This window comes from Streptomyces sp. KM273126 (assembly GCF_004337435.2).
GTDB classification, from domain to species: domain Bacteria; phylum Actinomycetota; class Actinomycetes; order Streptomycetales; family Streptomycetaceae; genus Streptomyces; species Streptomyces acidicola.
The window spans coordinates 5,343,630-5,356,572 of record NZ_SJXB02000001.1; the positions used below are offsets into that span (position 1 = coordinate 5,343,630).

Consider the following 12,943-nt stretch of genomic DNA (forward strand, 5'->3'; position numbering starts at 1 on the left):
TGCGGGCACGCGGACCCGACGGGGTCCGGAACGGGTGCGTGCCGGCGGAAGGGGGCGAGAGGGGAGTGGGTCGTCCGGACCGCGCGAACGGCGTACGGAGGCACGTCGCGCGGTGCACACGGACAGCCGCCGACGGCAACGGCTACGGCAAGGACTGCAACGGCAAGGACCGCAACGGCATCGGTGATGACGACGGCGGCGGCCGGCCGGGAAGGGGCGGGACGGAGCGGCGGTGGCCGTCAGCCGCGCGGGGTGCGGGCGATGAAGTCGTCGGCGATCTCGTCGAAGGTGGACCAGGTCACGCCCTCGTGGCCGCCGATGTGGTCGATGAGACGTTCCAGCATCAGCAGGTTCTGCGGGCGCCCGGAGACATCGGGGTGGATCGTCATCGTGAAGACCCCGTAGTCCATCTCGCGGTAGACCCAGTCGAACTGGTCGCGCCACATCTGTTCGAGGTCGCGCGGGTTCACGAAGCCGTGGCTGTTGGCGCTGGCCTTGACGAACATCATGGGCGGCAGGTCGTCCAGGTACCAGTTGGCCGGGATCTCCACCAGACCGGTCTCCTCGCCCCGCACCAGCGGCTTCATCCACTGCTCGGCGGGCAGCGAGTAGTCGATCTTGGTCCAGCGGTCGCCGACGCGCACGTAGTAGGGGCTGAAGTCGTTGTGCATCAGCGAGTGGTCGTACTTGATGCCGCGTTCCAGCAGGAGTTCGTTGGTGACGGGGGAGAACTCCCACCAGGGGGCGACATAGCCGGTGGGGCGGCGGCCCGAGACCTGCTCGACCAGGTCGATACCGCGGTCCAGCACCGCGCTCTCCTGGGCGCGGGTCATGGCGATGGGGTTCTCGTGCGAGTAGCCGTGGATACCGATCTCGTGTCCGGCGTCCACGACCATCCGGGTCTGGTCCGGGAACGTCTCGATGGAGTGCCCGGGGATGAACCAGGTGGTGCGCAGGTCACGGCGTTCGAACAGGCGGAGGATCCGCTCCACGCCGACCTCGCCCGCGAACAGACCGCGGGAGATGTCACAGGGCGAGTCCTCGCCGCCGTAGGAGCCGAGCCACCCGGCCACAGCGTCCACGTCCACGCCGAAGGCGACACGGATGTCCTTGCTTGCCTTGCTCATGATCACTCATTCCTCTCGGTGGAGCGGACGGGCACGGTGGCCCGTCCGGGGAAGCCGGCACCGGAAGGCCGCGGGGCGGCGGCGTCCGGGCCGCACGGATCGGTGCGGGGGATTCGGAGTGGGGGAGTCGGAACGGAGGGAATCAGTGCGGGGGAGGTGGAGCCGGGAGAGTCGGAGGGGCGTGGAGAGTCGGTGTGGGGGACGTCGCCCTGGGGCAAGCCGGCGTCGGGGAAGTCGGCGTGCCTGCTCAGTTCGCTCGCGGCGCGTATCGGATCGGGGTCCGTGGCGAGGAGCGCGGCGAGCAGGATGCGTGCCTGGGAGGCGCGGAGCGTGCCGGTGGGCACGGCCCCCGCGCGCACCAGGTCGGCGCCGCCGCCGTTGCCGTACAGCGCGGCGACAGGACCTGCGTGCACCCGGCTGGAGAGCGCCACCACGATCCCGGCGCGGGTTAGCCGGGCGATCGCGGCGCACACGTCGTGGTTGGCGTTGCCCGCGCCGGTCGCCTCCAGCACCAGGCCGCGCGCGCCCGCGGCGGCGAACGCGTCGATGGCGATGGCGTCCGAGCCCGGGTAGCAGGCCACGATGTCCACGCGGGTGGCCTCCAGGTCCAGCGCCGAGGGGCCGAGCGCGGGCGGCCGTACCGGCCGGGCGGAGAGCCGGGGCACCCCCTGCGTCACCCGGCCGAGCGGGCCGGAGTCCGGGGCAGAGAACGCCTCTGGTGCGAGCGTGTGGGACTTGCGCGCGCCGCGGGCGGCGAAGATCCGCCCGTCGAAGACGATCAGCACTCCGCAGCCCGCCATCTGCGGTGACGCGGCGACCGCGACCGCGTCGGCGAGGTTGCGCGGACCGTCGGTGTCCCGGTTCGCGGCGTGCCGCTGGGCGCCGGTGAACACCACCGGACGCGGGTCCCGGTGCACCAGGTCGGCGAGGAACGCGGTCTCCTCCAGGGTGTCGGTGCCGTGGGTGACGACCACCCCCGCCACGTCGGGATCGTCCAGTGCCCGGTGCACTTCACGGACGATGCCGGCCATGCCGCCGGGCGTGAGCAGATAACTGCCGACCCGCGCGACGTCCCGACCCTCCACGGCGACATCCGCCGGGCCGGGCAGCCCGGACAGCCCGGCGAGCAGCGCCTCCGCACCGTCCGTGGCACGCGCGGCACCACGGCTGTCGGGGCGGGAGGCGATGGTTCCGCCGGTGGAGAGGACGACGACCCTGCGCACGAGGAGACCTCCTGGCCAACTAGAGCAAACGATTGGGCCAAACGTTTGGGTATCTTGCACGCATGGGTGCGTCCGGTCAATGACCTCACTGTTACGATCACGGAAAACACCGTCCGCACCCGGCGGCGCGCTCACCGGGCACCGGCCATCGGCGGGCCGTCCGGGGGATCAGGCCGGAGGGAGTCGCCGGAGCCTCGTCACCGCAGGTCAGGCCCCTGCGGCCACCGACACCGGACGGAACGGGCCTGGACGGAACGGGACCGCACGGAACGGCACCGCACAGGGCGGCACCGCACAGGACGGGAGGGACACGGGCAGCGATGGACCCGCAGCGTCCACAGGTAACCCTGCGCATGTTGGCCGACCGGCTGGGGCTTCACGTCTCGACGGTGTCACGCGCCCTGCACGCCAAGCCCGAGGAGGGACGGCGTGCCGCGTCCAGTGCCACCATCGCCCGGATCAGGGAACTCGCCGACGAGCTCGGCTACCAGCCCAACCCGCACGCCACGAGCCTGCGGACCCAGCGCAGCAATCTGGTCGGCGTGTTGGTGCCCCGGCTGTCGGACCTGGTGCTCGCGACCGTCTACGAGGGGATCCAGGAGGCGGCGCGCGCCCAGGGTCTGTCCACCTTCGTGACCAACACCAAGGACGAGCCGGACACACAACGGGCCCAGACGGAGATGATGCTGGCCCGCCGGGTCGACGGTCTGATCTTCGGCGATGCCCGTGCCGACGGCGCCCTGCTGGCCGAGACCGCCGCCCGCGGTGTGCCGTTCGTCCTGGTCAGCCGACATGTGGCCGGGCACACCTCGGTGACCTGCGACGACCCGCTGGGCGGTCGGCAGGTGGCCGAGCACCTTCTGGGCCTCGGGCACCGCGACTTCGCCGTGATCGCCGGCGAGCCCTACGCGAGCACGGGCATCGACCGTACGCGAGGCTTCCTGGAACGCTGCGCCGAGGACGGCGTGACCGTTCCCGCCGAGCGGATCGTGCACTCCGCCTTCGACGCCCGGGGTGGCCGCGAGGCCGCCGACCGGGTCCTGGACACCCCCGGCTCACAGCCGACCGCACTCTTCGCCGTCAACGACTTCGCGGCAATCGGAGCCATGGGCGCGCTCCGCGACCGGGGCCTGAGTCCCGGTCAGGACATCGCGGTCGTCGGCTTCAACGACACCCCGCTCGCGGCCGAGCTGCCCATCCCGCTCACCAGCGTCCGCTCGCCCATGCACGAGATGGGCCGCCGCGGCCTGGACCTGCTCACCCGCCTCCTAGCCGGCGAGCCCGCCCCCTCGGAACGCCTCGCCCCGACCCTCGTCGTACGGGCGTCCAGCGACCGGCCGCCACGGCACTGACGCGATCGTTCGCCACGTCCTGACGCGATCGTTCGCCACGGTCCTGACACGAGAACTCGCCACGTCCTGACGCGATCGTTCGCCCCCTCCTTACGATCGTTCGGCCCCTTCTTGCGACCGTTCACCCCCTCCTGGTGACCGCTCATCCCGCCGTATCGACCGTTCGTCGCGCCTGGCATACCGTTCACCGCATACGGCCGACAAGATGACGTGTCCCGCTTCCCAACTCCCTGGCCGGTTCCTATCGTTCGGGATCATGAGCCCCCCTGTAGCACCGCCCGGCTGGAGCCGCTGGCTCGTCCCGCCGGCCGCACTCTCGGTCCATCTCTCCATCGGACAGGCCTACGCCTGGAGCGTGTTCAAGCCGCCGCTGGAGTCCGCGCTCGGTCTCAGCGGAACGCAGAGCGCGCTGCCCTTCCAGCTCGGCATCGTCATGCTCGGACTGTCAGCCGCGTTCGGCGGCACGCTCGTGGAGCGCAACGGGCCGCGCTGGGCGATGACCGTGGCCCTCGTCTGCTTCTCCTCCGGCTTCCTGGTCTCGGCCCTAGGTGCCGCCGTGGAGCAGTACTGGCTGATCGTGCTCGGCTACGGCTTCATCGGCGGTATCGGACTCGGCATCGGCTACATCTCGCCCGTCTCGACGCTGATCAAGTGGTTCCCCGACCGGCCCGGCATGGCCACCGGCATCGCCATCATGGGCTTCGGCGGCGGCGCCCTCATCGCCTCGCCCTGGTCCACGCAGATGCTGGAGTCCTTCGGCTCCGACTCCTCCGGGATCGCGCTCGCCTTCCTCGTCCACGGACTGGCGTACGCGGTCTTCATGTCGCTCGGTGTGCTGCTGGTGCGCGTGCCGAGGAGCGAGAAGCCGGTCGACAGCGGGCCGGGCGTCTTCGACGGGGTGCAGGTCTCGGCCCGCAGCGCGCTGCGCACCCCGCAGTTCTGGTGTCTGTGGGTCGTGCTCTGCATGAACGTGACCGCGGGCATCGGCATCCTGGAGAAGGCCGCCCCCATGATCACGGACTTCTTCGCCGACTCCTCGACCCCGGTGTCAGTCACCGCGGCCGCGGGATTCGTCGCGCTGCTGTCGGCGGCCAACATGGCGGGCCGTATCTGCTGGTCGTCCACGTCCGACCTGATCGGGCGCAAGAACATCTACCGTGTCTACCTGGGTGTGGGCGCGCTGATGTACCTGCTGATCGCCCTGTTCGGAGACTCCTCCAAGCCGCTGTTCATCGTCTGCGCGCTGGTCATCCTCTCGTTCTACGGCGGCGGCTTCGCCACCATCCCGGCGTACCTGAAGGACCTGTTCGGCACCTACCAGGTCGGCGCGATCCACGGCCGGCTGCTCACCGCCTGGTCCACGGCCGGCGTCCTCGGGCCGCTGATCGTGAACTGGATCGCCGACCGGCAGGAGGCGGCGGGCAAGCACGGCTCGTCGCTCTACGACCTGTCCTTCTTCATCATGATCGGCTTGCTCGTCGTCGGCTTCGTCGCCAACGAGCTCGTCCGGCCCGTCCACGCCCGCCATCACGTCCCCGCGCCGAAGGAGGCCACCGCCGATGCCGTCCAGCGACAGCAGCCCGAATCCGCCTGACCGGCGTGCCCTGATCGCCGCCTCCTGGCTGTGGGTCGGGCTGCCACTCTGCTACGGACTGTACGAACTCGTACGAAAGGCGACGCAGCTGTTCGCGGGGTGAGGGGCCGTCGCCCGGCACAAGGGCGTGCACCGCAGAGACCCGGACGATTGTTCGGGCGTCCAAGGGAATGACAGAAGCCCACAACCCTGCCGCCCCTTTCCTGTGTCTGTACGTGCACACTTACCCGTGAGTCAGTGATCAGACTGGTGAATCCCGCTACCCGAGGCTACGAGGGGGATCCACCCATGAACGGCACTCGCATCGCCGCCGTCGGCCACTACCAGCCCGCCAAGGTGCTCACCAACGAGGACCTGGCGGGCATGGTCGACACCAGTGACGAGTGGATCAAGTCCCGGGTGGGCATCCTTACGCGTCACATCGCCGGGCCCGAAGAGCCCGTGGACGAGCTGGCCTCGCAGGCCGGCGCCAAGGCGCTCGCCGCCGCGGGCCTCGCCCCCGGCGCCGTCGACCTCGTCGTGGTCGCCACCTCCACGGCCGTCGACCGCTCCCCGAACACCGCCGCCCGGGTCGCCGCCCGTCTGGGTATCCCCTCCCCGGCCGCCCTGGACGTCAACGTCGTCTGCGCAGGCTTCACCCACGCGCTCGCCACCGCCGACCACGCCGTCCGCGCGGGCTCGGCGAGCCGTGCCCTGGTCATCGGCGCCGACAAGATGTCCGAGGTCACGGACTGGACCGACCGCACGACCTGCGTGCTCGTGGGCGACGGAGCGGGCGCGGCCGTCGTCGAGGCCGCCGATGGCGAGCCCGGCATCGGACCGGTGCTCTGGGGCTCGGTGCCGGAGATGGGGCACGCGGTACGCATCGAGGGAACGCCCCCCAAGTTCGCACAGGAGGGGCAGAGCGTGTACCGCTGGGCGACCACCCAGCTGCCGCCCATCGCCCGCAAGGCGTGCGAGCGTGCGGGGCTCACTCCCGAGGAACTCGCCGCGGTCGTGCTGCACCAGGCCAACCTGCGGATCATCGAACCGCTCGCGGAGAAGATCGGCGCGGTGAACGCCGTGGTGGCACGGGACGTCGTCGAGTCCGGGAACACCTCGGCGGCGAGCATCCCGCTGGCCCTGTCCAAGCTGGTCGAGCGCGGCGAGATCTCCACCGGGGACCCCGTGCTGCTGTTCGGCTTCGGCGGGAACCTGTCGTACGCGGGGCAGGTCGTCCGCTGCCCGTAGGGACTCCACTGGTCGTGAGGGCCTCACACTTTCGTGCGGGCCCCACTGCCAGACTGGGTCCCACTTCCAGTGCGGGCCCCACTTCCAGCGCGGACCCATGCCCCTTCGACGGCGCCGATTGATCTCTCAGTGATGCCGATGTGACGAGGCCAACTCCCCCCAGGCCTGGCTACTGTGCACCGTAGACTGTAGACGAAAGACAATCCATACTGGCTTTCCGGCTGCGGCCGCGCCGCCGTTGCCCTGGAGGGGGACGCGATGTTGTCGACAGGACTGCCGCAGGGGGCGGTGCCCAAGCTCCAACGCCCCGGTCCACTGCGCGACCGCGTGTACGAGGCGCTGCTCGAACTCATCACGACGCGTGCCCTCCAGCCCGGCCAGCACCTGGTCGAGAGTGAGCTCGCCGGCCATCTCGGGGTCTCCCGGCAGCCGGTGCGCGAGGCACTGCAGCGGCTGAACACCGAGGGCTGGGTCGACCTGCGGCCTGCCCAGGGCGCGTTCGTGCACGAGCCCACCGAGGAGGAGGCGGACCAACTCCTCACGGTGCGCACGCTGTTGGAGGCCGAGGCGGCCCGGCTCGCCGCCGCGAACGCGGGCACGGCGGGCATCACGGCGCTGGAGGAGCTCTGCGCCGAGGGCGAGAGCGCGGTCGAGGCCGACGACGTGGACGGAGCGGTCGCGATGAACGCCCGCTTCCACGCGAAGGTCATGGAACTCGCGGGCAACACGGTCCTCGCCGAACTCGCCGCCCAGGTCGACCGCCGCGTCCGCTGGTACTACACGCCGGTCGCCCGGCAGCGCGGACAGCAGTCCTGGATCGAGCACCGCGACCTGATCGCCGCGATCGCGGCCCGTGACGAGCAGCGCGCCACCGAGGTCATGCGCGCCCACACGGAGCACACGCGGAGGACGTACCACGCGCGTCCGCGGTCGTAGGGCCTCGGGTATCTCACGCGCGCGGTCGTAGAGCCCGAGTGCGGGTGCCCGTGGCCGTTGGGTCTCGCATGTCGCACGCCCGCGGTCATGGGCGGGTTGCGTGCGGTCGTAGGCGCTGCTTCCAGTGCATCACACCACCGGGTGCGCCGTGGCTTTCAAGGGGCGCTGGGCTGTGCCATATGCGGCTCTGCCGCGTGGGCGCGACCAGCCACAACGAACCCGCAGCCAGCCACTTTCCGGGGTGGGCCCCGAAGGGGACAAGTGCCGTCTCTGCTGGGCATCCGACCCGCCTTTGTCCTGTGAGTGGAGAAAGTAGTTGGCAATTCGTGCGCAAGTTCTTCCCACTCGCGGCAGCCACTGCTACGTTCCCCTCGAAAGCAAGCCACACATGTGGCTGGAACCCGACGGACACAGGCCGGTTGAGGCGGGGAGGGGCTCGTGAGACGCATGACGGCTCGACCCGCGAACACCCACCAGGCCCGGCTGCTGCGTCTGTTGCGGGACGGTGGCCCCAACTCCAGGGCTCAGCTCGGTGATCAGGTCGACCTCTCGCGGTCGAAGCTGGCCGTCGAGGTGGAGCGGCTGCTGGAGACGGGCCTGATCGTGGCCGACGGACTCGCCGCCTCGCGCGGCGGCCGTCGCTCGCACAACATCCGGCTCGCCCCGAACCTCCGCTTCCTGGGCGTCGACATCGGCGCGACCTCCGTCGACGTCGCCGTCACCAACGCGGAGCTGGAGATCCTCGGGCACATCAACCAGCCCATGGACGTACGGGAAGGCCCCGTCGCCGTCTTCGAGCAAGTCCTGGCCATGGCTGCCAAGTTGAAGGCCTCAGGGCTCGCGCAGGGCTTCGACGGCGCCGGCATCGGCGTCCCCGGGCCGGTCCGTTTCCCCGAGGGCATTCCGGTCGCGCCGCCGATCATGCCGGGCTGGGACGGCTTCCCGGTGCGGGAGGCGCTCAGCCAGGAGCTCGGCTGCCCGGTCATGGTCGACAACGACGTGAACCTGATGGCGACGGGGGAGCAGCACGCGGGCGTGGCGCGCTCCGCGGGCGACTTCCTCTGCGTCAAGATCGGCACCGGTATCGGCTGCGGCATCGTCGTCGGCGGTGAGGTGTACCGCGGTACGACGGGCAGCGCGGGCGACATCGGGCACATCGTGGCGGTACCGGACGGCCGACCGTGCGCCTGCGGCAACCGGGGCTGCCTGGAGGCCTACTTCAGCGGCGCCGCGCTCGCCCGCGATGCCACCGAGGCCGCCCAACAGGGACTCTCGGCCGAACTCGCGAACCGACTGGAAACCAACGGCTCCCTCAGTGCCGCCGACGTCGCCGCCGCGGCCGCCGCCGGCGACGCCACCGCACTCGACCTGATCCGCGAGGGCGGAAACCGCACCGGCCAGGTCATCGCCGGACTCGTCAGCTTCTTCAATCCGGGCCTGGTGGTGATCGGCGGTGGCGTCACCGGCCTCGGCCACACGCTGCTCGCCGCCATCCGCACGCAGGTCTACCGCCAGTCGCTGCCTCTCGCGACCGGCAACCTGCCCATTGTTCTCGGGGAGCTGGGACCCGCCGCCGGAGTCATCGGCGCGGCCCGGCTGATCAGCGACCACCTGTTCTCGCCCGCGTAAGCCAACTCCAGCAGTACCGGTCACCAGTTCAGCGCCCTGCTCAGCCCCACTCAGCCCTGTTCTGCCTCGCTCCGCCCTGCTCAGCCCTGTCCTGAACATGCCTGCCCCAGCAGGCGCATCGCCCTGAAACCGGCCCGCACGCCCGCCAAGGGGAACCGTCATGGCACCAGAACCACCGCTGCTCACCATGTCCGGCATCACCAAGTCGTTCCCCGGAGTCCGGGCCCTGGACGGCGTCGACCTCGACGTCCAGGCCGGCGAAGTGCACTGCCTGCTCGGCCAGAACGGCGCCGGGAAGTCCACCCTCATCAAGGTCCTCGCGGGCGCCCACCAGCCCGACGACGGCACGATCACCTGGCGCGGCGAACCCGTCATCCTCAAGTCCCCGATCGCCGCCATGCGCCTCGGCATCGCCACCATCTACCAGGAACTCGACCTGGTGGAGGGCCTGTCGGTGGCCGAAAACGTCCACCTCGGCCACGAACCCACGGCCGCCGGCTTCGTCGTCCGGGGGAAGGCGGCCAAGGAGTCGACAGCCGCTCTGCTGGGGCGACTTGGTCATCCCGAGATCGATCCCGCCCGGCTCGTCGGTGACCTGTCCGCCGCCCACCAGCAGATCGTCTCGATGGCCCGGGCGCTCTCCCACGAGGTACGGCTCATCGTCATGGACGAGCCGTCCGCCGCGCTCGACCCGGACGAGGTCGACAACCTGTTCCGGATCGTGGGCGACCTGACCGCCGACGGGGTCGCCGTCGTCTACATCTCGCACCGCCTGGAGGAGATCCGCCGCATCGGCGACCGCGTGACCGTACTGAAGGACGGGCGCGCCGTGGCGGGCGGGCTGCCCGCGGAGAGCACGCCGACGCGCGAGGTCGTGGCGCTGATGACGGGACGGAACGTCGAGTACGTCTTCCCGGACCGGCCGCCCGCGCCGCCCGCGGACGGCACGCCGGTCCTCCAGGTGCGAGGGCTGGCCCGCGACGGCGAGTTCGAGCCTTTCGACCTGGAGGTCCGCCCCGGCGAGATCGTGGGCCTGGCCGGCCTCGTCGGCTCCGGGCGGTCGGAGATCCTGGAGACGATCTACGGCGCCCGCAAGCCCACCGCCGGTCAGGTCGTCGTCGACGGGCGGCCGTTGCGCCTCGGCAGCGTACGGGCCGCCGTCAGCGCGGGACTCGGACTCGCACCCGAGGAGCGCAAGGCCCAGGCGCTGCTGATGCTGGAGTCCGTCACCCGAAACGTTTCTGTGTCGTCCATGTCCCGCTTCGCACGCGGCGGCTGGATCGACCGGGGCGCCGAACGCGCGGGGGCGCGGGCCGCGACCCGGGAGCTGTCGCTGCGGCCCGACAACCCGTCCGTGCCGGTGCGCACGCTCTCCGGCGGCAACCAGCAGAAGGCGGTCCTGGCCCGCTGGCTGCTGCGCGGCTGCCGCGTGCTGCTGCTGGACGAACCCACCCGAGGCGTCGACGTCGGCGCCCGCGCCGAGCTGTACGCGGTGATCCGCCGCCTCGCCGACGAGGGCCTGGCCGTGCTGCTGGTCTCCAGCGAGGTTCCTGAGGTGCTCGGCCTCGCCGACCGCGTCCTGGTGCTCCGCGAGGGCCGCGTCGTCCACACCGCGCCCGCCCGTGAACTCGACGAACACCGCGTACTCGATCTCGTCATGGAAGGAAGCCCGGTGGCCAGTGATGGAAGCCCTGTGGCCGGTGAAGGGAGCCCGGCGTCATGACACAGCCCGTGTCCCCGCCCCGGAGCGGAACCGGCAAAATGACACCAGTCAGTGAACCGCCCGCCTGGCGCACTCTCCTCTTCCGCGCCGACGTCCGCACTCTGTCACTCCTCGGTGTCCTCGCCGCGCTGATCGTCGTCGGCGGCATCACCAGGCCCGACGAGTTCCTCGACACCCGCAACCTCCAGCTCGTCCTCACCCAGGCCTCGGTGATCGGTGTCGTCACCGTCGGCATGACCTTCGTCATCACCTCCGGCGGCATCGACCTCTCCGTCGGCGCGATCGTCGCGCTCGCCTCCGTATGGGCGACGACGGTGGCCACACAGGAGTACGGCTTCGCCGGCATCCTCTTCACCGCGGTACTCGTCGGTGTCGGGTGCGGGCTGGTGAACGGAGTGCTCATCGCGTACGGCGGGGTGGTTCCGTTCATCGCCACGCTCGCCATGCTCGCCTCGGCCCGCGGACTCGCGCTCCTGATCACCGAGGGCAGGACCCAGATCGTCACCGTCGACGGCATCCTGAGCCTCGGCGAGCGCGACGCGTACGTGCTGGGCATCCCGCCGCTCGTCCTCGTCTTCGCGGCCGTGACGATCATCGGCTGGCTGGTGCTGAACCGCACGACGTTCGGCCGGCGCACGGTCGCCGTCGGCGGCAACGCGGAGGCCGCCCGCCTCGCCGGTATCGACGTCCGGCGGCAGCGGCTCTACCTGTACCTGCTGTCCGGGCTGTGCTGCGGTATCGCGGCGTTCCTGCTGATCGTGCTGTCCGGCTCGGGCCAGAACACCAACGGCAACCTGTACGAGCTCGACGCCATCGCGGCCGTGATCATCGGCGGCACCCTGCTCAGTGGCGGCCGGGGCACCATCACGGGCTCCGTGCTCGGCATCCTGATCTTCACCACGATCACCAACATCTTCGCGCTGAACAACCTCCAGACCGACGTCCAGCAGATCGCCAAGGGCGCGATCATCGTCGCCGCGGTCCTGGTCCAGCGACGTACGGCAAGCACAACGACCTGACACGGAAGGGCCCCCACACCATGGCACACCTCACGAGCCGCAGAGGACTGCTCTTCGGGACCGCCGCCGTCTCGGCCGGCGCCCTCCTCACCGCATGCACCAGCAACGAGTCGAGCGACGAGCCCGCGGCGAAGGACCAGCCGGCCGCCGACGACAAGCCCGGCAAGGAGGTCACGATCGGTTTCGCCGGGCCGCAGGCCGACCACGGCTGGCTCAACGCCATCAACGAGAACGCCAAGAGCCGCGCGGAGAAGTACGAGGACGTCACGCTGGAGATCACCGAGGGCTCCAACGACACCGCGCAGCAGATCGGCCAGATCGAGACCCTCATCAACAAGAAGGTCGACGTCCTGGTGATCCTGCCGGCGGACGGCAAGGCCCTCACCCAGGTCGGGCTGAAGGCGATGCGCGCCGGCATCCCCGTGGTGAACCTGGACCGGATCTTCAACACCCCGCAGGCGTACCGCTGCTGGATCGGCGGCGACAACTACGGCATGGGCCTCAACGCCGGCCACTACATCGGCGAGAAGCTCAAGGGCAAGCCGAACGCCCGGGTCATCGAACTCGCCGGGGTCGACAGTCTGGAGCTGACCCGGCAGCGCACCCAGGGCTTTGACGACGCGCTGAAGAACTACCCGAACATCAAGAAGGTGGCCCGGCAGGCCGCCGACTTCACCGTGGAGTCCGGGCAGGCCAAGATGGCCCAGCTCCTCCAGGCGCAGTCGAAGTTCGACGCGCTGTGGAACCACGACGACGACCAGGGCGTGGGCGCGCTGCGGGCCATCGAGCAGGCCGGCCGCGATGACTTCCTGATGGTCGGCGGCGCGGGCGCCCTGTCCGCCTTCCAGGCCATCAAGCAGGACGACGGCGTCCTCAAGGCGACCGTGCTCTACCCGCCGACCATGGCCGCGTCCGCGATCGACCTGGCCCGCGCCCTCGGCCAGGGCAAGGGCGTGGGCGGGCTCGCCGAGTTCGAGATCCCGGCCTCGCTGACGCTCTACTCGGCGGTCGTCGACAAGGACAACGTCGACCAGTACATGTCCACCGGCTTCAAGTGATGCGCCCTGCTCCGCGGGTCCGACCGGTGTGACCCGCGGACCAGGACACACC

At 70.6% G+C, this 12,943-nt stretch carries 10 protein-coding genes; 8 read left to right on the plus strand and 2 right to left on the minus strand.

Going from position 1 to position 12,943, the window contains the following annotated elements:
* Positions 1-239 precede the first annotated feature (239 nt).
* Positions 240-1,127, minus strand: a complete 888-nt coding sequence (locus E0500_RS22815) for a polysaccharide deacetylase (protein WP_131571869.1) — start codon at positions 1,125-1,127, stop codon at positions 240-242.
* A 2-nt stretch (positions 1,128-1,129) separates the two neighbouring features.
* Positions 1,130-2,350: an asparaginase gene (locus E0500_RS45020; protein WP_220140578.1), complete on the minus strand. Its 1,221-nt coding sequence runs from the start codon at positions 2,348-2,350 to the stop codon at positions 1,130-1,132.
* Positions 2,351-2,703: 353 nt separating this feature from the next.
* Between E0500_RS45020 and E0500_RS22825 the strand changes: the two genes are divergently transcribed.
* The 8 genes from E0500_RS22825 to E0500_RS22860 all read left to right on the plus strand — a co-directional run bounded on the left by E0500_RS22825 (position 2,704) and on the right by E0500_RS22860 (position 12,891).
* The gene (locus E0500_RS22825) at positions 2,704-3,702 is read left to right on the plus strand and encodes a LacI family DNA-binding transcriptional regulator (RefSeq protein WP_258572897.1); all 999 of its coding nucleotides are present in this window, start codon (positions 2,704-2,706) and stop codon (positions 3,700-3,702) included.
* 256 nt (positions 3,703-3,958) lie between these two features.
* On the plus strand, positions 3,959-5,296 hold the full coding sequence (locus E0500_RS22830; protein WP_131570643.1) for an OFA family MFS transporter: 1,338 nt from the start codon (positions 3,959-3,961) through the stop codon (positions 5,294-5,296).
* Between the two features lie 288 nt (positions 5,297-5,584).
* Complete coding sequence (locus E0500_RS22835) at positions 5,585-6,526, plus strand: beta-ketoacyl-ACP synthase III (RefSeq protein ID WP_131570641.1); 942 nt, start codon at positions 5,585-5,587, stop codon at positions 6,524-6,526.
* 258 nt (positions 6,527-6,784) lie between these two features.
* Entirely contained in the window at positions 6,785-7,462 is a 678-nt protein-coding gene (locus E0500_RS22840; RefSeq protein WP_131570639.1) for a GntR family transcriptional regulator, read from the plus strand.
* A 447-nt stretch (positions 7,463-7,909) separates the two neighbouring features.
* Positions 7,910-9,091, plus strand: a complete 1,182-nt coding sequence (locus E0500_RS22845) for an ROK family transcriptional regulator (protein WP_131570637.1) — start codon at positions 7,910-7,912, stop codon at positions 9,089-9,091.
* Between the two features lie 160 nt (positions 9,092-9,251).
* Entirely contained in the window at positions 9,252-10,814 is a 1,563-nt protein-coding gene (locus E0500_RS22850) for a sugar ABC transporter ATP-binding protein (protein ID WP_131570635.1), read from the plus strand.
* On the plus strand, positions 10,811-11,833 hold the full coding sequence (locus E0500_RS22855; RefSeq protein ID WP_131570634.1) for an ABC transporter permease: 1,023 nt from the start codon (positions 10,811-10,813) through the stop codon (positions 11,831-11,833). The genes E0500_RS22850 and E0500_RS22855 overlap by 4 nt, the downstream gene beginning before the upstream one ends.
* Before the next feature lie 20 nt (positions 11,834-11,853).
* On the plus strand, positions 11,854-12,891 hold the full coding sequence (locus E0500_RS22860; protein ID WP_181587097.1) for a substrate-binding domain-containing protein: 1,038 nt from the start codon (positions 11,854-11,856) through the stop codon (positions 12,889-12,891).
* The last annotated feature ends 52 nt before the right edge of the window (positions 12,892-12,943 follow it).

Coding starts and splice junctions, on each gene's coding strand:
- E0500_RS22815 (WP_131571869.1), bottom strand. CDS start 1,127: ATGAGCAAGGCAAGCAAGGACATCCGTGTCGCCTTCGGCGTGGACGTG.
- E0500_RS22825 (WP_258572897.1), top strand. CDS start 2,704: ATGTTGGCCGACCGGCTGGGGCTTCACGTCTCGACGGTGTCACGCGCC.
- E0500_RS22830 (WP_131570643.1), top strand. CDS start 3,959: ATGAGCCCCCCTGTAGCACCGCCCGGCTGGAGCCGCTGGCTCGTCCCG.
- E0500_RS22835 (WP_131570641.1), top strand. CDS start 5,585: ATGAACGGCACTCGCATCGCCGCCGTCGGCCACTACCAGCCCGCCAAG.
- E0500_RS22840 (WP_131570639.1), top strand. CDS start 6,785: ATGTTGTCGACAGGACTGCCGCAGGGGGCGGTGCCCAAGCTCCAACGC.
- E0500_RS22845 (WP_131570637.1), top strand. CDS start 7,910: ATGACGGCTCGACCCGCGAACACCCACCAGGCCCGGCTGCTGCGTCTG.
- E0500_RS22850 (WP_131570635.1), top strand. CDS start 9,252: ATGGCACCAGAACCACCGCTGCTCACCATGTCCGGCATCACCAAGTCG.
- E0500_RS22855 (WP_131570634.1), top strand. CDS start 10,811: ATGACACAGCCCGTGTCCCCGCCCCGGAGCGGAACCGGCAAAATGACA.
- E0500_RS22860 (WP_181587097.1), top strand. CDS start 11,854: ATGGCACACCTCACGAGCCGCAGAGGACTGCTCTTCGGGACCGCCGCC.